The 18,821-nt window shown below is 61.1% G+C and carries 14 protein-coding genes; 6 read left to right on the top strand and 8 right to left on the bottom strand.

Annotated features, from left to right (window positions below):
- The first annotated feature begins 210 nt into the window (after positions 1–210).
- From TRM7557_RS04740 to TRM7557_RS04750, 3 genes are all read left to right on the top strand, one after another.
- The gene (locus TRM7557_RS04740) at positions 211–1,578 is read left to right on the top strand and encodes an AAA family ATPase (protein ID WP_058289068.1); all 1,368 of its coding nucleotides are present in this window, start codon (positions 211–213) and stop codon (positions 1,576–1,578) included.
- Between the two features lie 3 nt (positions 1,579–1,581).
- Positions 1,582–2,643, top strand: coding sequence for a ParB/RepB/Spo0J family partition protein (locus TRM7557_RS04745; RefSeq protein ID WP_058289069.1), 1,062 nt, complete (start codon positions 1,582–1,584; stop codon positions 2,641–2,643).
- Positions 2,644–2,884: 241 nt separating this feature from the next.
- Positions 2,885–3,817, top strand: a complete 933-nt coding sequence (locus TRM7557_RS04750; protein ID WP_058289070.1) for a carbohydrate kinase family protein — start codon at positions 2,885–2,887, stop codon at positions 3,815–3,817.
- On the opposite strand, the gene betI is transcribed toward TRM7557_RS04750, so the two are convergent.
- Positions 3,814–4,407, bottom strand: coding sequence for a choline-binding transcriptional repressor BetI (betI, locus tag TRM7557_RS04755; protein ID WP_058289146.1), 594 nt, complete (start codon positions 4,405–4,407; stop codon positions 3,814–3,816). The two genes, TRM7557_RS04750 and betI, sit on opposite strands and share 4 nt — an antisense overlap.
- A 193-nt stretch (positions 4,408–4,600) precedes the next feature.
- On the opposite strand from betI, the gene TRM7557_RS04760 reads away from it, so the two are divergent.
- The 3 genes from TRM7557_RS04760 (at position 4,601) to betA (ending at position 9,265) form a co-directional block, all read left to right on the top strand.
- Positions 4,601–5,809 carry a choline transporter gene (locus TRM7557_RS04760; protein WP_058289071.1) on the top strand — a complete coding sequence of 403 codons (1,209 nt, stop codon included), beginning with the start codon at positions 4,601–4,603 and terminating at the stop codon, positions 5,807–5,809.
- A gap of 192 nt (positions 5,810–6,001) precedes the next feature.
- Positions 6,002–7,459 carry a betaine-aldehyde dehydrogenase gene (gene betB, locus TRM7557_RS04765; protein ID WP_058289072.1) on the top strand — a complete coding sequence of 486 codons (1,458 nt, stop codon included), beginning with the start codon at positions 6,002–6,004 and terminating at the stop codon, positions 7,457–7,459.
- Between the two features lie 150 nt (positions 7,460–7,609).
- A complete protein-coding gene (gene betA, locus TRM7557_RS04770; RefSeq protein WP_058289073.1) occupies positions 7,610–9,265 on the top strand; it encodes a choline dehydrogenase in 1,656 nt (551 codons plus the stop codon).
- A 176-nt stretch (positions 9,266–9,441) separates the two neighbouring features.
- Here betA and TRM7557_RS04775 read toward each other — a convergent pair whose 3' ends face one another.
- From TRM7557_RS04775 to TRM7557_RS04805, 7 genes are all read right to left on the bottom strand, one after another.
- The gene (locus TRM7557_RS04775) at positions 9,442–11,091 is read right to left on the bottom strand and encodes an ABC transporter substrate-binding protein (protein WP_058289074.1); all 1,650 of its coding nucleotides are present in this window, start codon (positions 11,089–11,091) and stop codon (positions 9,442–9,444) included.
- Positions 11,092–11,457: 366 nt separating this feature from the next.
- Positions 11,458–12,288, bottom strand: a complete 831-nt coding sequence (gene iolB / locus TRM7557_RS04780) for a 5-deoxy-glucuronate isomerase (RefSeq protein WP_058289075.1) — start codon at positions 12,286–12,288, stop codon at positions 11,458–11,460.
- Positions 12,285–13,181, bottom strand: coding sequence for a myo-inosose-2 dehydratase (iolE, locus tag TRM7557_RS04785; RefSeq protein ID WP_058289076.1), 897 nt, complete (start codon positions 13,179–13,181; stop codon positions 12,285–12,287). The genes iolB and iolE overlap by 4 nt, the downstream gene beginning before the upstream one ends.
- Before the next feature lie 15 nt (positions 13,182–13,196).
- The gene (gene iolD, locus TRM7557_RS04790) at positions 13,197–15,026 is read right to left on the bottom strand and encodes a 3D-(3,5/4)-trihydroxycyclohexane-1,2-dione acylhydrolase (decyclizing) (RefSeq protein WP_058289077.1); all 1,830 of its coding nucleotides are present in this window, start codon (positions 15,024–15,026) and stop codon (positions 13,197–13,199) included.
- On the bottom strand, positions 15,023–16,936 hold the full coding sequence (locus TRM7557_RS04795) for a bifunctional 5-dehydro-2-deoxygluconokinase/5-dehydro-2-deoxyphosphogluconate aldolase (protein ID WP_058289078.1): 1,914 nt from the start codon (positions 16,934–16,936) through the stop codon (positions 15,023–15,025). The genes iolD and TRM7557_RS04795 overlap by 4 nt, the downstream gene beginning before the upstream one ends.
- The gene (locus tag TRM7557_RS04800; protein ID WP_058289079.1) at positions 16,933–17,712 is read right to left on the bottom strand and encodes an ATP-binding cassette domain-containing protein; all 780 of its coding nucleotides are present in this window, start codon (positions 17,710–17,712) and stop codon (positions 16,933–16,935) included. Before TRM7557_RS04800 ends, TRM7557_RS04795 begins: the two co-directional genes overlap by 4 nt.
- Positions 17,712–18,809, bottom strand: a complete 1,098-nt coding sequence (locus TRM7557_RS04805) for an ABC transporter permease (protein WP_058289080.1) — start codon at positions 18,807–18,809, stop codon at positions 17,712–17,714. Before TRM7557_RS04805 ends, TRM7557_RS04800 begins: the two co-directional genes overlap by 1 nt.
- Positions 18,810–18,821: the final 12 nt, after the last annotated feature.

Here is an 18,821-nt window from a genome sequence, read left to right on the forward strand (position 1 = left end):
TTCCTAGTGGCAAAGATTCTAAATATTCTAAAAATCAATAAACGTTCAGTACGCTTTCTTAGGATTAGGTACATGTTTCGCCGCGAAACTTAGGTGCCTGAGCGCGAGATCGGCCAAACATTGGCGCAAAGACCTAGGCAAGGCGCAGAATGTTCTCTAGTCTGCACGACATAAGCGGAAACAGCGCACATTCTTTGAGGCAGAGCATCTATGTCCACCACGCCCCTCCCGCCCTATTTCAATTTGGATCCCAAGGCTGCATCGGAAAAGCTGCCGGATCCTATTCAGACCTCGCGATTTGCCAAGGCTGCAGCCTTCTGTGCAAAGGGCCGCGAGGATCTGGCCCGGCGCGGCTATGCGCCGGATGGTGAAAAGCGGCTGCGAAAATTCTCCACCTGGGAGATCACAAAATACCTTATCCCCGTTGCGCCTGCGCATCTGCGTCGCGTGCTGAAAGCCAACCCCGATCTGCCGCAAGGCGAAGGGGAAGGGGGATCGAAATGGTTCACGTTGGAAGAGGTGCTGACCCTGCGACAGCATTTCGCCAGCGAAGGCATTTCGACAAAAGAATACCTGCCGTATCGCCCCGAAGGTGCCCCGGCCAAAGTGACGGCTGTGGCGAACTTCAAAGGCGGCGTTGGCAAAACCTCCACCGCGGCGCATCTGGCCATGTCGGCGGCTTTGGACGGCTATAAGGTTCTGGTCATCGACCTGGACAGCCAGGGCTCTATGTCGTCGATCCTTGGCGGCACGGTCGAGGACGAATGGTCCACGGTCTTCCCGCTGATTGCCAAGGATTATGCCAAGGCTGTTCTGGCAGAGAACGAGGTCCGCCGGGCCGCCGGCAAGCCCGAGATCCCGCTGGATGAAACCCTGGAAGAAGCGCTGAATGTTTCGCCGCGAAACGTCATCCAAAACACGCATTGGCCGAACATTGATCTGATCGGTGCGCAGCTGAACCTCTATTGGGCGGAATTTCAGATCCCGGTCTGGCGGATGGGGCTGCGCAGCTGGCCGCTGTGGGATGCGCTGACCAACTTCCTCGAGGATGAGGGCATTCTGGAGGACTATGATATTGTCTTCCTCGACACGCCGCCCGCGCTTGGCTATCTGACGATCAATGCCTTGGCAGCGGCGGATATTCTGCTGGTGCCGTTGGGGGCGTCGTTCCTGGAATTTGATTCCACGGGACGCTTCTTTGATATGCTCTATTCGACCTTTGCCTCGATCGAGGAGGGGGAAAACGTGGCGCAACGCGCGGCGGGTTTGCCCGAGGTGAAGTTTGAATGGGACGTGGTCCGGGCGCTGATCACGCGGTTTGATGCCAGCCAGCAGACCGATATGGCCAATGTCATTCAGGCCTATTTTGGCGACTTCATGAATGCCTATCGTCAGGACGTCACGGCGCTTGTTGGGCAAGCAGGCGAACAGGTGAACGGGATTTACGAGGCAGATTACCGCGACTTCAACCGCGACACTTACGTGCGGGGCCGCGAGACTTTTGACAGAACCTATGCCGAGTTCAAAGAGATCCTGATCGGCAGCTGGTGGCGCGACGCGCATATGGAAGGAAACTAACCCATGGCCAAACGCAGAAGACTGGTTGCCCCGGACAGTGCTGAACTGGACAAGATCGAAGAAGGGTTCGCCGCGAAACCGCAGGTGAACCCCTTTGCCGGCAGCCAAAACACAGTGCCGCCAATTGCCAAAGTCGCCGCCGAGACGGCGCAGGCCAACAGCATGGCCAGCCTCACTGATCGGGTGGAAGCGGCCAAAGACAAAGCCGACGCCGAGAAATGGCGCGAGGCCGAAGGGCAGGGGCGTGCGGTGCAGATGGTGCCCGTGGCCGCAGTCGACCGCGACTATCTGCGCCGGGACCGCATGGGGCTGGATGGCGAAGAAATGGCAGAGCTGATCAGCTCGATCGAAGCCAACGGTCTGCGGTCGCCAATCGAGGTGGTGCCACAGGACGAAGGCTTTGGTCTGGTGTCGGGCTATCGCCGTCTCGAGGCGTTTGGGCGCCTTGGTCTTGACGAGATCCCCGCCTTTGTCCGCGTCGGGCAAGAGGGCGCGGACGCCTATGTGTCGATGATCGAAGAGAACGAACTGCGCGCGGATCTGAGCCCCTATGAACGGGGCCGGATCGCGGTGCTGGTTGTGGGGCAGGGGGTGTTTGCCTCGGTCGAGGACGCCGTGGATGCGCTGTTTGCGGCCGCCTCGCGGGCGAAACGGTCCAAGGTCCGCAGCTTTGCCGTTGTGCACGAAGCGCTGGGGGACATGCTGTCTTTCCCAAGCCAGATGTCCGAACGGCTGGGCTTGAAACTGGCGGCGGCATTGCGCGCGGGCGGTCAGGTGGCCTTGCGGTCTGCGCTGGCGGCCAGAGTGCCGGGCACTGCCAATGAGGAAATCAACCTGCTGGAGGGTGCGCTGCGCGGGCTCGAGGAAGCCGAGCCAGAGAAAGACCCGGCGCGCGGCGGGCGGCCCAAAGAGGTGGTCAAAATTGACGGCGGCAAAATTGCGCGGGGTGGTCGGATCTCGGCCGAACTGGGCGCAAAGGGGCTGCGCATTGATCTGAAAGGCTGCGACCTTGAAGCTGGTGAAACCGAGGCGCTGTTGCAGGTGATCCGCGATCATCTGGGCTGATTTGAATTTGGGCGGCCCTGTCCCGATGGGGCCGCTTCCGCTGTATGCGGATCGGTGGAATTCGGGTCTGAATTAGGCTCTAATAAGAGGAAATGCCGACCAAGAGATCTATTTGGGCTCTGTAGGTCGGAAGATGGGCGGGCACAGATTATGGTAGCGCTAAACTTTGCCAGTTGATCCAATCTTTTAAATCGTTTTAAACGCCTCTAACCTTGCGGAATGCCAGTGGAAGGAAACGGCGATGATTCTGTGCTGCGGTGAAGCGTTGATTGATATGATCCCAGCCCCGACGACCACGGGGGGCGAGGGGTTTGTGCCCCATGCGGGCGGTGCCGTTTTCAACACGGCGATTGCATTGGCGCGGCTGGAGGCGCCGACGGCGCTGCTGACGGGGCTGTCCACGGATATGTTTGGGCAGATGCTGGACGCAACCCTGGCCGACAATGGGGTGAACCGGGATCTGATCATTCGCGCGGATCGGCCTTCGACCTTGGCTTTTGTGCAACTGGTCGACGGCAGCGCGCAGTACACGTTTATGGATGAAAATTCAGCCGGGCGGATGTTGCGGGCCGAGGACATGCCCAAGCTGGGGGCTGATATTGAGGCGCTGTTTTTTGGCGGCATCTCACTGGCGTGCGAGCCGGGAGCCGAAGCCTATGCCGCATTGCTGGCGGAAAATGCGGACACGCGGCTGGTGATGATGGACCCCAACATTCGCCCCGGCTTTATTGCTGACCGCGACCGCTATGTGGCGCGGCTCAAGGCGATGCTGGCAAAAACCGATATTGTAAAACTGTCGGACGAGGATCTGGGCTGGTTGCTGCCGGAGGCGGCACCGCTGGAGGAGAAGGCGCGCGCGGTGCAGGCGATGGGGCCTGCGGTGGTGCTGGTGACGCTGGGCGGGGCGGGGGCCATGGGCCTGCTGCCGTCAGGAGACGTGGTGCGGGTGGCGGCCGCGCAGGTCACGGTGGCCGATACAGTTGGCGCGGGCGACACGTTCAACGCCGGTGTGCTGGCGCAGTTGCACGCAGACGGGCTGCTGCGCAAAGCGGCGGTGCGCGACCTGGGGGCAGGGGCCTTGGAGGCCTGTTTGCGCCTTGGCGTGGCGGCTGCGGCGGTGACGGTGTCCCGCAGCGGCGCCAACCCACCCCGACGCGCAGAGCTGAGCGTTTAAGCCGCCATTGAGACGTCGCTGAGCAGACGGGTCACAACCCGGCGCGCCTCGCGGCGGGCGGCGGCGGCATCCAGCGCCGCTTCGGACTGGGTGGCCTGCAGCCAGACGCCGTCCATGTAGCATTGAATGGCGCTGCGCACGACCTCGGCCTGATCGGCGGGCATCTGGGCGCGCAGTTCGTGACGCAGATGGCTGCGCACCCGCGAGCGGTTGATCCGATGCAGCCGCGCAAACCGGGGCGTATAGGGGGCAGAGCCCCAGAACTGCATCCAGATGCTGCATTGTTCAACGGTGAACAGCGAATCATCAAAGTTGGCGTCGACAATCGCGTACAGCCGGTCTTCGGGGGTGGCAGCAGATTTAAATCGCTGAATCAATGAGCGTTGCAAAATCCGCAGCAGATAGCGCATCGTGGCCTCTAACAAGCCTTCCTTGGAGCCGAAATAATAGCTGATCGACGCCGCCGAGGTGCCTGCCTTTGCGGCAATTTCCGCCATAGTAACAGACTGGTAGCCGCGTTCGTACACGGTCTGGATGGTGGCGGCGATCATTGCCTCATTGCGGATATCACGGATGCGTTTCTTGGCCATGGCGCCAATGTGGTCCAAGGCGGCTCTCTGTTCAATATCTCATCGCCGCAAACTGAAAAAACTTGAATGGCTGTTCAAGTTTTGGTTCTTTAGGGACATCCAACATCAAGGATTGGGTGCGGCCGCCGTGGTGGCTGCCATAACAACACAATTGGAAACCGGATGGGGTTGTGCCCCGGAAGGGGAGGTACAAATGACATATCTGATATCGGCAGGGATTCTGCTGGCGTTCGCGCTGGTGATTTTCTGCACGTTGAAATGGTGGAACCTCAAAGTGGTCGGCGTGACGCCGGTGCCGCTGTTCACCTTTATCGCAATTCTGTTCACATCCGGTCTGGACGTGGGCCTGATCATGTTCCCGCTGGCCTGGGACTTCCCGCTCTATGCGGACACAGCGGCCGAGCCTGCCTATGGGTTCACCAACCCGCTGGCGATGGAGTTCGGGTTCTGGGGCTTTTTGATCTGGGGCTTCTATTTCCTGACCACCTTCTATTTCTGCGTCATCGAGCCGAAGGTGAAGTTCTTTGAGATCGGCATTGTGAAGCTGATCAACAATATCGTCATCATTGGCACCTGTGCCTTCACCGGCGCGCTGTTCCTGATCTATCTGCCCTATTACGCGACCTTCGTGGGTGATGGTGAGAGCGTGATCCTGCCGTTCTACATCCTGACCGCACTGGTCATTCTGTTTGCGGCGTTCTCCTCCACTGACATCAAATACGTGCGGATCCTGTCTGTGGGCTCTACCGTGGTCTTTGGCCTGCTGATCGCAGGCATGTGGGCCTATGCCGGTATGGGCTTTGGCGAGTTTGCAACCACCGCGTCCAACATTGGCGGCTACTTTGCGAACATCCACAAATTCGTGCTGCCGCTGACCGATTACCACGAATTCTACCTGTTCTGGTGGTTCGCTTGGTCCATCATGATCGGCCAGTTCACCTCCCGTTTTGTCGGCGGTCTGCGCACCTGGCAGGTTCTGGCGTCGCTTCTGATCTTCCCGTCCATCCCGCTGGGGATCTGGTTCTCGGTGCTGTATTACTACCACCTGAACGAGATCGCGACGACAACCATGATCAATATCTCCATGGTGGTTGTGGGCGTGCTGTTTGTGATCAACTCGTTTGACTCGCTCATCCGTCTGTACACCGACAACCTGAACCTGACCGCGAAGCGTTTTGGCAAGCCTGTCTATATCCTTGGCAATGCGGGTGTTCTGTTCCTGCTGACCCTGGCGTTCCAGAGCCAGTGGCTGCAGATCCAGTGGATCGGCGCGGTGGTGATTGGTCTGTACGTGGCCTGCCTAGTTTACATCGTTCTGTTCAAAGGCCGCGAGGTCATGGCGATTGAAGCAAGCCCCGAGGAAAACACCCTCGACTACACCAAGATCCAGAGCGTGCACTAACGCTTGAAATCCCCTGTCCCGGCGCCACATGTGCCGGGGCAGACCCCTGAAACCGGACGGATGTTCAATCGATTCATTCACTGGTGGCAATCGACCAAACCGATTGAAGTCGCGCCACGGCTGTATGCATCGCTTCGGACCAAGGGACTAGGGTCCCGCAGTCCAAAAACACGTTCAAGGAAAGAACACGACATGACCCACCCGGCACAACCGACCGCGAGCCATTTCATCAATGGTACCTATGTGGAAGACACCGAGGGCACCCCGATCCCGGTGATCTATGCCGCGACCGGTGAGCAGATCGCCACCGTGTACGCCGCGACCCCGTCGATCGTGGAGCAAGCGATTGTCACCGCCAAAGAAGCGCAGAAAGAATGGGCCAAGATGACCGGCACCGAGCGGGGCCGCATTCTGCGCCGCGCCGCCGACATCATCCGCGAGCGCAACCACGAGCTGTCGGTTCTGGAGACCTATGACACCGGCAAGCCGCTGCAGGAAACGCTGGTGGCGGATGCGACCTCGGGTGCGGATGCGCTGGAATATTTCGGCGGTCTCGCGGCCAGCCTCACCGGCGAGCACATCCCGATGGGCGAAGACTGGGTCTATACCGTGCGCGAAGCGCTGGGTCTGTGTGTCGGCATTGGCGCCTGGAATTACCCGACGCAGATCGCCTGCTGGAAAGGTGCGCCTGCGCTGGCCTGTGGCAACTCCATGGTGTTCAAACCGTCGGAAACCACCCCGCTCTGCGCGTTGAAAGTGGCGGAGATCCTGCACGAGGCAGGTCTGCCTGCGGGTCTGTATAACGTCATTCAGGGCCTCGGTGAGGTTGGCGCATCGCTGGTCACCGACCCGCGCGTCGACAAAGTGTCGCTGACCGGTTCGGTGCCGACCGGCAAGAAAGTCTATGCCGCCGCGGCCGCGGGCATGAAGCATGTCACCATGGAGCTGGGCGGCAAATCCCCGCTGGTGATCTTTGACGATGCGGATCTGGAAAACGCCGTCAGCGGTGCGATCAACGCAAACTTCTATTCCTCGGGTCAGGTCTGTTCCAACGGCACCCGCGTGTTTGTGCAGAAAGGCATCAAGGAAAAGTTCCTCGCCCGTCTGGCAGAGCGCACCGCCACCGCGAAGCTGGGCGATCCGATGGACGAGAGCGTGAACTTTGGCCCGATGGTGACCGAGAACCAGATGAACATCGTTCTGGGCTACATCGAGAAGGGCAAAGAAGAAGGCGCGCGTCTGGTCTGTGGCGGCAAGCGCGCGGATATGGAGGGCTACTTTGTGGAGCCGACCATCTTTGCCGATGTCACCGACGAGATGACCATCGCCCGCGAAGAAATCTTTGGCCCGGTTCTGTCCGTGCTGGAGTTTGAAACCGAAGAAGAAGTTGTGGCGCGCGCCAATGACACAGAGTTCGGCCTGTCGGCGGGGGTCTTCACCCAGGACATCAGCCGCGCGCACCGTGTGATCGGCAACCTCGAGGCAGGCAGCTGCTTTATCAACTCTTACAATGATGCGCCGGTCGAGGCGCCCTTTGGTGGGGTCAAAGCCTCCGGCGTGGGTCGCGAGAACTCCAAAGAAGCAATCAAGCACTTTAGCCAGGTGAAATCTGTCTACGTGCGGATGGGAGACTGCGAAGCGGCGTTCTAAGCGCCCTTTCCAGCGGCTCCTGCCCACCCACCCCGCCGCGTCGAGAGGGCGAAAGCCAGACACGGCGCGGTGGTTTCACTCAAATGACGCAGATCTCCGGCATCCCTAAGAAGATAGGGGTGCCGGACCAAGAAAGATGTGAGTACGGAAATGAATGCGGATTATGTCATCGTAGGGGCGGGCAGCGCAGGTTGCGCCATGGCCTATCGTCTGTCAGAGGCCGGTAAATCGGTGCTGGTGATCGAATTTGGCGGCACCGATGCGGGGCCCTTTATTCAGATGCCCGGCGCGCTGAGCTATCCGATGAATATGAAGCGTTACGACTGGGGCATGAAGTCCGAGCCGGAGCCGCATCTGGGCGGTCGCCAGCTGGTGACCCCGCGCGGCAAAGTGATTGGTGGGTCGTCTTCCATCAACGGGATGGTCTATGTGCGTGGTCACGCGGGCGACTACAATCACTGGGCTGAAAGCGGCGCAACCGGCTGGTCTTATGCCGACGTGCTGCCCTATTTCAAACGGATGGAGCACTGGCACGAAAGCGGCCAGGGCGGCGACCCGGATTGGCGCGGCAAGGATGGCCCGCTGCACATCACCCGTGGCCCCCGCGACAACCCGCTGCACGCGGCCTTTGTTGAGGCAGGCGAACAGGCGGGCTATCCGGTCACCAAAGACTACAACGGCGAGCAGCAAGAGGGCTTTGGCCCGATGGAGATGACCGTCTACAAGGGCCGTCGCTGGTCTGCGGCCAATGCCTATCTGAAACCGGCGCTGAAGCGCGAGAACTGCGATATTATCCGGGGTCTGGCCCGCAAGATCGTGATCGAGGATGGCCGTGCGGTCGGCGTTGAGGTTGAACGCGGCGGCAAGGTCGAGGTGATCCGCGCCAAGGAAGAGGTGATCGTCTCTGCCTCGTCGCTGAATTCGCCCAAGCTGCTGATGCTGTCCGGCATTGGCCCGGCAGCGCATCTGGCCGAACATGGCATTGAATGTCTGGTCGACCGTCCGGGCGTGGGTCAGAATCTGCAGGACCATCTGGAGTTCTATTTCCAATATGCCTCCAAACAGCCGATCACGCTGTATAAATACTGGAACCTCTTTGGCAAGGCGCTGGTGGGCGCGCAGTGGCTGTTCACCAAGACCGGTCTGGGCGCGTCGAACCAGTTCGAAAGCGCGGCCTTCATCCGGTCCGACAAAGGCGTGGACTATCCGGATATCCAGTACCACTTCCTGCCGATCGCGGTGCGTTACGACGGCCAGGCGGCGGCCGAAGGGCATGGCTTCCAGGCGCATGTGGGCCCGATGCGGTCGCCCTCGCGCGGGTCGGTGACCCTGCGCAGCGCGGACCCCAAGGATGACCCCAAAGTGCTGTTCAACTACATGTCCGAGGAGAAGGACTGGGAAGACTTCCGCAAATGTATCCGCCTGACCCGCGAGGTCTTTGGCCAAGACGCGATGAAGCCGTTTGTGAAGCACGAGATCCAGCCGGGCAATGATCTGCAAACCGATGAGGAGTTGAACGGCTTTATCCGCGAACATGTGGAGAGCGCTTATCACCCCTGTGGCACCTGTAAGATGGGCTCCGTGACCGATCCGATGGCGGTGGTTGATCCCGAATGCCGGGTGATTGGGGTGGAAGGGCTGCGGGTTGCAGACAGCTCCATCTTCCCGCGCATTACCAATGGCAACCTCAATGGCCCGTCGATCATGACCGGCGAGAAGGCCTCGGACCACATTCTGGGCCGCCGCCTGCCGTCGTCGAACGCGCAGGCCTGGTTCAACCCGAACTGGGAAACCGCGCAGCGGTAAGCCTTGGTTAGAGCCAGACTTAGGGTCTAATATAGCGAAGCGGCATCTCTTTGGAGGTGCCGTTTTTTGTTGCGCGCGGCGTGCGGCCTGCTTGCCGCGTCGAATATTCTATTCCGGCAAAAAAGAACGGCGCCCCCGGGTGGGAGCGCCGTCTTTGGTCAGACTGTGAGGTCTGATTAGCTTTCCAGTGCCAGCTTGTGGACGTGGATTTCCGCGATTGGGTGCATGTCTGCGCCGATCACGCCCGGACGGGAGTGACGGTAGAGCGAGCGCCAGTAGGGCTGGATCATGGTGCCGTCGTCGCGCAGGAACTCTTCGAGTTCTTTCATCAGCTCGCGGCGGGTGTCCGCGTCTGCGATGGCGGAGGCCGCTTCCAGTTTCTGGTCGAACTCTGCGCTGGCCAGACCGGTTTCGTTCCAGGCCACACCGGTTTTATAGGCGAGGCTCAGCACCTGCACACCCAGCGGGCGGTGGCCCCAGTCGGTGGAGGAGAACGCGTATTTGTTCCAGTCGTTCCAGAAGGTGGAGCCCGGCAGAACAGTCCGCTTTACCTTCATGCCCGCGTCGCGCATCTGCGCGGCCAGTGCATCGGTGGTGTTGCGGCGCCAGTCGTCATCGATGGAGACGATCTCGTGCTCGTAATCGGCCATGCCTGCCTCAGCCATCAGGGCCATTGCCGCTTCTGCGTCCCGCTTGGGGGCGCCGATGTCGGCGTATTCCGGGTGGATCGGGCAGACATGGTGGTTTTCAGCCAGGGTGCCGCGGTTGGCATAACCCAGTTCCAGCAGAACTTCGTTGTCGCAAGCCAGCGCCAGCGCCTGACGGACGCGCTTGTCGGCATAGGGCTTTGCGCCGTTCACTTCGGTTTCGCGGTTGGTGCGCAGAACCATGGTGTTGGCCGAGACAGATTCACTCTGCTGCCAGCCGATGGCTTCGAACAGATCCACAAATTCGCCGACCGTTTCATAGGTCATGTCGATTTCTTCGGATTCCGCCGCTGCAAAATGCGCCGCACCATCGGTGCCGAAGTCGATGAATTCGATGCGGTCCACATAGGCGCCTTCGCCCCACCATTCGTGGTCGGTGTTCTTTTCCAGAACAGCCTTCACGCCAACGACGTATTCCACCAGCTTGTAGGGGCCGGTGCCAACCGGGTCTTCGGCCAGATCGCCGTTCCAGCCGTCGGGCAGAACTGCGGCCGGGTATTCGGTCACGGCGGGGATGATGGTGATGTCGGGGCGGGTCAGCTTCAGCTTCAGGGTCAGGTCGTCGATCACTTCGATCGCGCCTTCGGCCGGGCCGTCGCCTGCTTCGTTCTGCAGGGAGCTCATCCGGGCGGCCATGGAGTTGCCTTCCCAGGTGCCATCACACCAGCGCGAGAAGTTGTAGGCGACGTCTTTGGCGGTCAATGCGCCGCGGCCGTCGTTCCAGCTGACGCCCGGGCGGACCTTCAGCAGGTATTCGGTGGCGTCGGCGTTGACTTCCCAGCTTTCCAGCAGGCGGGGTTCAAAGGTGCCGTCAGCGTTGTACTGAACGAGGTATTCCAGGAAGCCACGGACAACATTGCCCAGCTGCGGCCAGCTGAACAGGGCCGGGTTGACCAGGCCGCGCACGTCCTGCTGGATGCGGATGGTGCCGCCCATCGGCAGGGTAGAGGCCTGTGCCGGAGCAGCAGCGCCGATCAGCCCGTAGGCTGCAGTGGCGGTAACACCGAGCGCAGTTGCGCGGGACAGAAATTCCCGGCGGCTCAGTTCGCCCTTGGCAACCTCTTCGACGTGCATTTGCACGGCCGGATGCATTTTGGACTGATTGTAGTACTCTGTCATAGTTGTCTCCCTGTGACGTTTTGACATGTGTTCCCCGGCGAAAGGCTGATCCGCAGATGTCGCGAACCGCCCCTTTTTTGGAGCCGTGGGGTCCGGTGGTTCAGCGGTGATCGCAAGAGTGCGGTCGGCTTGGCCCGGACAGTTTTTTCGTTTTGCAAAAACACTTTCAAATGGTCGTCTGGAAAAACTTGAAGATGCTTTCGTAAACCGACCGGATAAGTGATCTTTGCGACATTGGGTAACTTCCGCGACGGAAAATGTCCAGATGTCGTGATGTAACGAAATTTTATGCCCAAATGATAAGCAGACGCCCGCAGGGGAGTCTGCGGGCGTCTGGAGTGTCGCAATTTTACAAGTCAGCAAGGCTCAGGAGGCGTTGTCCCGTTGGTAAATCCAGTCGTGATCGGGGTGGTTTTTGAACCGCCAGTTGCGGCGCGGACCGGCCATGACGTTGAGGTAATACAACTCGTAGCCGTAAGGCGCGGCGCAGGGGTGGTGTCCTTTGGGGACCAGAACCACGTCGTGATTCTCTGGGCTGAGGGCCACATCCAGGCTGCCGTCTTCGGTAAAGACCCGCTGGTGGCCATAGCCCTGCGCGGGGTTCAGCCGGTGATAATAGGTCTCCTCCAGATAGGTCATATGAGGGTAGTCGTCTTCGTCATGACGATGCGGGGGATAGGAGGACCAGTTGCCTTGGGGGGTGAAGACCTCGGTCACCAGAAGGCTGCCTGCGACGTCGCGGTCCTCCATGGCGATATTGTTGATGTGGCGCAGATTGGCGCCTTGGCCGCGTGGGGTCAGGGTGATGCCCTCGGGGCCGAGCCGCTGTGCTGTGTGGCCGCCCTTGCCCGGCGCGGTGCAGACCGCGAGCGTCAGGTCGGTGGTGGCCGTGGCCTGCCAGTCGCTGCCCGAGGGCACATAGAGGCAATGGGGCGGAGTTTTTTCAAACACATCCATCCGGTCGCCCATGTCGCCAAAGTCCTGCCCGGCGGCGGTCAGGCGCGCCTTGCCTTCGACGATGACAAGGATGGCTTCCATGTCACCCGTGGCCTCCCCCACGGTTTCGCCGGGGGCCAGACGGTAGAGGCCAAAGCCCACATAGCCCCAGTCGGGGCTTTCGGGCCCGCGCGCGCTGGCGGGGGTGATGTCATGCACCTTGCCGGATTGGCCGGTGGGTTTGCGCAGCAGATCGCTCATGTCAGGCCGACCTCCGATGCGATGGATTTCAGGGTTTTGAGGCCCAGCGACTGGTACTCAAACGGGTTGCGTTCATCGGGGTCCTGTTCGGCTTCGATCACGATCCAGCCCTGATAGTCTGCGTCCTTCAGGATTTGTAGCAGGGGGCCAAAGGCAACGCCGCCTTCGGTATCACCGGGCACGGTGAACACACCAGCGCGCACGCCGTCCATAAAGGACAACCCCTTGCTGCGGACCTCGGCCATCACGGCAGGGCGGACGTTTTTGGCATGCACATGAGCCACGCGGTCGATGTATTTCGCCAGCACGGGTGCGGGATCCTGACCATGAGCGCCGAAATAGGCGTGGCCTGCGTCAAACAGCAGCTTGGTCGCGGGGCCGGTCGCCGCCATGAAGGCGTCGATTTCCTCGGGCGTTTCCACCACGGTGCCCATGTGGTGGTGATAGACCAGCGCAATGCCTTGGTCGGCGCAATAGGCGGCGATCTCTTCGACCTTGGCGCCAAAGGTCGCCATGGCGTCGGGGCTGAGGACGGGCGCGGTGTTCACCGCCACATCGAGGCCTTGGACGGAATTGGAGGTCTCGCAGACAATGCAGACCTTGCAGCCATTGTGTTTCAGCCGGTCCAGATGCGGCTGGATGGCGGCTTTTTCCGCCTCTACGCTGTGGGTCAGCAGGTTCAGGGAATGCCAGCCCGAGATAAAGGCGAGGTCATAGGACGCCATCAGTTGGCGCAGCTCTTCTGGGTCCGCAGGCCAGCGGTGGCCGTTTTCAATCCCGTCAAAGCCGATCTCGGCGGCCTCGGCCAGGATTTGGTCGGTCGGGATATGCGCGCCAAGGGTCTGGTCGTCGTCATTGGCCCAGGCGATCGGGTTGGTGCCAAAAAGGATCATCTCGTGTTTTTCCTGTCAGTTTAGGCGGGCACGCAGCGCGGCCTCGTAAGCGCGGCGGGCGTCGTTTACCTCGTCCCGGTCCGAGACCTCGGGCACCGCCACATCCCACCAGTGGCCCCCATCCGGAGTGGAGGGGTAGGGGTCTGTGTCGATCACCACCACAAAGGGGCCGGATGCGGATTTTGCCTGTATTAGGGCCTGTTCCAGAGCCTCAATGTTGGAGACTTTCACGGCGGTTGCCCCCATGGAGGCCGCATGGGCGGCAAAGTCGATTTGCGCGGGGGTCACGTGGTGGGCGTGGTCCAGAAGGTTGTTGAACTCTGCCCCGCCGGTGCCCATCTGCAGCCGGTTGATGCAGCCAAAGCCGCGGTTGTCGGTGATCACAACGGTGATCTTGATCCCCATCATCTGGGCGGTGGCGAGTTCAGAGTTCGCCATCATGTAGGACCCATCGCCCACCATACAGATCACATCGCGGTCGGGTTGGGCCATTTTGATGCCCATGGCACCGGCGACCTCGTACCCCATGCAGGAATAGCCGTATTCCATGTGATAGGCGCCGGGGCGCGGGGCTTTCCACAGTTTGTGCAGCTCTCCCGGCATGGTGCCTGCAGCGCACATGACCACGGTGTCGGGGGTGGCCGCACGCTGCACCGCGCCGATCACCTGCTGGTCACTGGGAAGGGCGTTGCCGTCTGTAGGCGGGGCGGTCAGCGGATCCACGGCAGCAAACCAGCTGGCCTTCAGATCTTCCGACGGCGCAGTGAAACGGGAGTCGCCCAATGCGTCTGTCAGGTCTGCCAGACCGACGCCCGCATCCGCCATCAAGGGCAGCGCGCCATGTTTCATCGCGTCATAGGCGGCGACATTCAGGCTGACCAACTGGCGGTCGGGGTTTTTGAACAGCCCCCAGGACCCGGTGGTGAAATCCTGAAACCGTGTGCCAACGCCCAGCACCAGATCCGCGCCTTCGCAGTGGGTGTTGGCGCTGGCCGCCCCGGTGACACCAACGGGGCCAAGGTTCAGCGGGTGGTCCCACGGCAGCGCGGATTTCCCGGCTTGGGTTTCAACCACGGGGATCTGGAAGCGTTCGGCAAAATCTTGCAGCGCCGTGCAGGCCCCGGCGTAATGCACACCGCCCCCGGCGACGATCACCGGGGATTGAGCGCTTTTGAGGGCCGCGACCACGCGCGTCAGTTCGCCCAGATCCGGGCGCGGGCGGCGTTGGTGCCAGACGCGGGGTTCAAAGAATGCCTCGGGCCAGTCGTAGGCCTCGGCCTGGACGTCCTGACAGAAGGCGAGCGTCACGGGGCCGCAGTCGGCGGGGTCCGTCATACAGGCGAAGGCGCGGGGCAGGGCGGTGAGCAGCTGTTCGGGGCGGGTGATCCGGTCGAAATAGCGGCTGACGGGTTTGAAACAATCATTGGCGGACACGGTGCCGTCGCCGAAGTCTTCGATCTGTTGCAGCACCGGGTCGGGTCCCCGGTTGGCAAAGACGTCACCGGGCAGCAGCAGCAGGGGCAGGCGGTTCACATGGGCCAGCGCGGCCGCCGTGACCATATTGGTGGCGCCGGGACCAATGGATGAGGTCACCGCCATCGCCCGCTTGCGGCCCGATTGTTTGGCATAGGCAATGGCGGCATGGGCCATGGTCTGTTCATTGTGGCCGCGCCAGGTCTGGAAGGTTTCGCGCGCACCATAGAGCGCCTCGCCCAGCCCGGCGACATTGCCGTGGCCAAAAATCGCCCAGCAGCCCGCAATAAAGGGGTCGCCGTCTTCGTTCAGCTGGGCGGCGACATAGCGCACCAGCGCCTGGGCTGCAGTGAGGCGGAGGGTTTTGGTCATGGCTGCGCTCCTTCTTGTGCAGCAGTTCGTGCCGCGTCCCAGATGCCGCAGAGGCGGCGGTAGTTTTCAGCCATGGCAGTCACGGCGTCTGCGGGGCTGATCTGGTCCAGCATATAGGCCTTGGCGGGTTCACCAAAGAGCGTGCGACCCACGGCAAAGCCTTTGACCAGATCGTATTTGGCCGCGACCGCGAAGCTCTGAGCGAGGGCGGCCTCCTCTGCGGCCAAGCCCAGAACGACAATGCCACGGGTGTAGGCATCATTGCGGGTGATCGCATCCACAGTCGCGGCCCAGGCGGCATCTGTTGTCAGCGGTTCCAGCTTCCACCAGTCGGGGTAGACGTCAATGTCATAGAACCGCTGGATCACATCCGCGGTGGTGTCATCACCCACCGGGCCTGCTTTGGAGGGGATGACCTCGAGCAGGAACTCCAGACGGTTGCGACGGGCGGCGTCAAACAGGCGTTTGACGGTGGCTTCCTGTTCCAGCCGCATCTCTTCCGTGTCGCCCGGGTGATAGAAGCACAAGGCTTTCACCACATGTTCGAGCGGCCATTCCGACAGCCCGCCAAAATCGCTGCCAAGCTCCGGTTCGACCTGCAAAGGGCGCGAGCCCGGCCATTCCACGGGGTGCCCGACCCAGAGCCCTTGCCCGGCGGCGCGGTGCAGCGCCCGGCGCCCCAAACGGCTGTCACAGAGCAGGCCATAACCCGGCTGGCCGTCGGCGACCTGTTCTGTGGCCTCAAGACACAGTTCTTTGAAGGCGCTGATTTTTTCGGGCGTTGCGCCCTCCAGTTCCTCGAACTGCATACGGTGATCAAAGGCAAAGACCCGCATGGTGGACCAATTGCCTTTGCGGTTGGTGGACCAGTGGATCTGTTCGAGTTCGGCATCATGGCGCAGGGCCGGGGTTTTGATGCCGCGTTTCAGGAAGAACTGCAGTTCTTCCCAGCTGGGGTAGGCTGGGGTGCAGCCGTGGCGGCTGACGGCGAACGCGCCGCAGGCATTGGCATAGGTGAGCGTGGTGGGCCAGTCTTCGCCATCGAGCCAGCCTTTCAGGAGGCCCGACATAAACCCGTCACCGGCGCCAAGGACATTGAAGACCTCGATCGGGAAGCCGGGGCCGCTTTGGCCGTCGTCGAGGTTGGCGGGAATGTCACCGGTAAAGGCCACGGCACCCATGGGGCCGCGTTTGCAGACCAGTGTGGCTGCGGTTTTGGCGCGCACCGCGTTCAGCGCCGCGATGGTATCGGTGCTGCCGCCTGCGATGTGGAACTCTTCCTCGGTGCCGACGATCAGGTCAAAGAGATCCAGCGTGGACTGGAGTTTTTCGGTCACCGCATCGGAGGCAATAAAGCGGTTTTCCCCGTCGCCATGGCCCGACAGGCCCCAGAGGTTGGGGCGATAGTCGATATCCAGCGCGGTTTGCTGGCCGCCGTCGCGGGCGAGGTGCAGGGCTTTTAGAACCGCCGCTTCGGTCTGGGGATTGGACAGATGGGTGCCGGTCGCCACCACCGCGCGGGCGGATGCGATGAAGGCGGGGTCAATGTCGTCAGGGGACAGCGCCATATCAGCGCAGTTTTCGCGGTAGAAGATCAGCGGGAACTGATCCTCGTCGCGAATGCCGAGCAAAACAAGGGCCGTCAGCCGGTCCGGGTCGGTGATGACGCCGGAGGTGTCGACCCCTTCACGGGCCAGTTCTTCGCGGATAAACCGGCCCATATGTTCGTCACCGACGCGGGTGATCAGCGCCGATTTCAGCCCAAGCCGCGCGGTGCCTGCAGCCATATTTGTGGGCGAGCCGCCTAAGTATTTACTGAAGGAGCCCATATCCTCGAGCCGCCCGCCGATCTGCGCGCCGTAAAGATCCACAGAGGATCGGCCAATGGTGATTACGTCGAGAGGTTTCATACCGTGCCTCCCAGACTGCCTTCGAGCTGGGCCATTTCCTGACCGCCGGCCATGAGGTCCTGCAGCTGTTCGGGGGTGATTTCGCCCCGCCCGGCGGTGCCCAGCGTCTTGCCCCGGTTCAGCACGGTAAAGCGGTCGCCCACCGCCAGCGCGTGGCGGACATTGTGGGTGATGAACACGACGCCAATGCCCTTTTTACGGACCTTGTCGATGGTGGAGAGTACATTGGCGGTTTGTCGAACGCCAAGCGCTGATGTGGGTTCATCGAGGATCAGCACCTTGGCCCCGAAATAGACCGCCCGCGCGATGGCCACTGTCTGGCGTTCGCCCCCGGACAGCGTGCCAACGGCCTGGTCGGGGGACCGGAGGTTAATGCCCATCTTTTTCATCTCGTCCATGGTGACTTGATTGGCATGGTCGAAATCAACGCGTTTGAAGGGGGCAAAGCCTTTTTCCGGCTCGCGGCCCATCCAGAAGTTTCGCGTCACACTCATCAGCGGGATCATGGCGAGGTCCTGATAGACGGTGGCAATGCCTGCCTCCATCGAATCCCGCGGGCTGTCAAAGGACATCGGTGTGCCTTCAAACAGGATCTCGCCTTTGGTGGGTTTATGGACGCCGGCCATGGTTTTGATAAAGGTCGACTTGCCTGCACCATTGTCGCCCAGAAGGCAGTGGCATTCGCCGGGGCGGATGTCGAAGCTGACGCCCGCCAGGGCAATCACCGGGCCAAAGTGCTTCTCGATGGATTTCATTTCAACGATAGGAGTGGACATCAGCGTTCTCCTGTAATCATGCGGCGGATGTAGGTGTTGAGGATCACGGCAAGGATCAAAATAGTGCCAAGGAAGACCCTAAACAGGGAACTTTCCGCCCCAGAGAAGAACAGACCCTGCTGCACCACCCCAAAGATCAGCGCGCCCAAGGCGGCGCCAATGACCGATCCATAGCCGCCCGTCAGCAGCGCGCCGCCGATGACGACGCAGATGATCGCCTCGAATTCCTTCAAGAGGCCCCGGTCGGCGGCGGCCGAGCCGAACTCCATCACCTGACAGGTGGCAAAGACGCAGGCGCAGAAGGCGGTGAACATGAACATCAGGATTTTGACGCGGTCGACGGGGACACCGACGTAGCGCGCGGCCTGCTTGTCGCCACCGGCGGCAAAGATCCAGTTGCCGAATTTGGTTTTGGTCAGAAGGAAATGCCCAAAGACAATGAGTGCGAGCGCCCAAACCACCAGCATGGGCACACCTTCGACCACCGGCTGACCGGCGCGGGTGCCACGGGTGAATGTGTCGATGAGGCCAATATCGGCCAGCCACTGAAACACCGGTTTCAGGATCACGCCACCAAAAGCCCATGCAAGCGGGTCACCTTCGGCCACGTCTTTGACGCCGCCAATAATGGTCTGACGGGTGGTGAGGATCGACAGCCAAATGGTCAGGCCGCGCAGGATGTAGAGAAACGCAAGCGTCACAATAAAGGACGGCAGGCCGGTTTTGATGACCAGCACGCCATTGACAAACCCAAGCGCAAGGCAGATCGCAAAGGCGACAATGATCGACGCCCAGACCGGCCAGCCCCATTGGACCGACAGGATGGCAATAACCACCCCGGCAAAGCCGATCATCGAGCCGACCGAGAGGTCAAATTCACCGGCGATCATTAGCAAACAAGCGCCCACTGCGATGATCGCAAACTGCGCCGACACAACGGTCCAGTTCTGAATGCCCTTGGGGCCGAACATGCCGCTGTCGCCAGCAATCATCAGAAAGAACACAAAAACCAGGATCGTGCCGGCAATCGCGCCCAGTTCGGGGCGGATCATGGCACGGCGCAGCCGTGAGACTTCGCGCAAGCGCTCGTCCGTCATTTTTCCCTCCGG

Origin of the sequence: Tritonibacter multivorans (assembly GCF_001458415.1) — a bacterium.
Lineage (GTDB): Bacteria > Pseudomonadota > Alphaproteobacteria > Rhodobacterales > Rhodobacteraceae > Epibacterium > Epibacterium multivorans.

Bases quoted from the DNA above. Each gene is read 5' to 3' on its own strand.
- TRM7557_RS04740 (WP_058289068.1), top strand. From the start codon at position 211: ATGTCCACCACGCCCCTCCCGCCCTATTTCAATTTGGATCCCAAGGCT.
- TRM7557_RS04745 (WP_058289069.1), top strand. From the start codon at position 1,582: ATGGCCAAACGCAGAAGACTGGTTGCCCCGGACAGTGCTGAACTGGAC.
- TRM7557_RS04750 (WP_058289070.1), top strand. From the start codon at position 2,885: ATGATTCTGTGCTGCGGTGAAGCGTTGATTGATATGATCCCAGCCCCG.
- betI (WP_058289146.1), bottom strand. From the start codon at position 4,407: ATGGCCAAGAAACGCATCCGTGATATCCGCAATGAGGCAATGATCGCC.
- TRM7557_RS04760 (WP_058289071.1), top strand. From the start codon at position 4,601: ATGACATATCTGATATCGGCAGGGATTCTGCTGGCGTTCGCGCTGGTG.
- betB (WP_058289072.1), top strand. From the start codon at position 6,002: ATGACCCACCCGGCACAACCGACCGCGAGCCATTTCATCAATGGTACC.
- betA (WP_058289073.1), top strand. From the start codon at position 7,610: ATGAATGCGGATTATGTCATCGTAGGGGCGGGCAGCGCAGGTTGCGCC.
- TRM7557_RS04775 (WP_058289074.1), bottom strand. From the start codon at position 11,091: ATGACAGAGTACTACAATCAGTCCAAAATGCATCCGGCCGTGCAAATG.
- iolB (WP_058289075.1), bottom strand. From the start codon at position 12,288: ATGAGCGATCTGCTGCGCAAACCCACCGGCCAATCCGGCAAGGTGCAT.
- iolE (WP_058289076.1), bottom strand. From the start codon at position 13,181: ATGATCCTTTTTGGCACCAACCCGATCGCCTGGGCCAATGACGACGAC.
- iolD (WP_058289077.1), bottom strand. From the start codon at position 15,026: ATGACCAAAACCCTCCGCCTCACTGCAGCCCAGGCGCTGGTGCGCTAT.
- TRM7557_RS04795 (WP_058289078.1), bottom strand. From the start codon at position 16,936: ATGAAACCTCTCGACGTAATCACCATTGGCCGATCCTCTGTGGATCTT.
- TRM7557_RS04800 (WP_058289079.1), bottom strand. From the start codon at position 17,712: ATGTCCACTCCTATCGTTGAAATGAAATCCATCGAGAAGCACTTTGGC.
- TRM7557_RS04805 (WP_058289080.1), bottom strand. From the start codon at position 18,809: ATGACGGACGAGCGCTTGCGCGAAGTCTCACGGCTGCGCCGTGCCATG.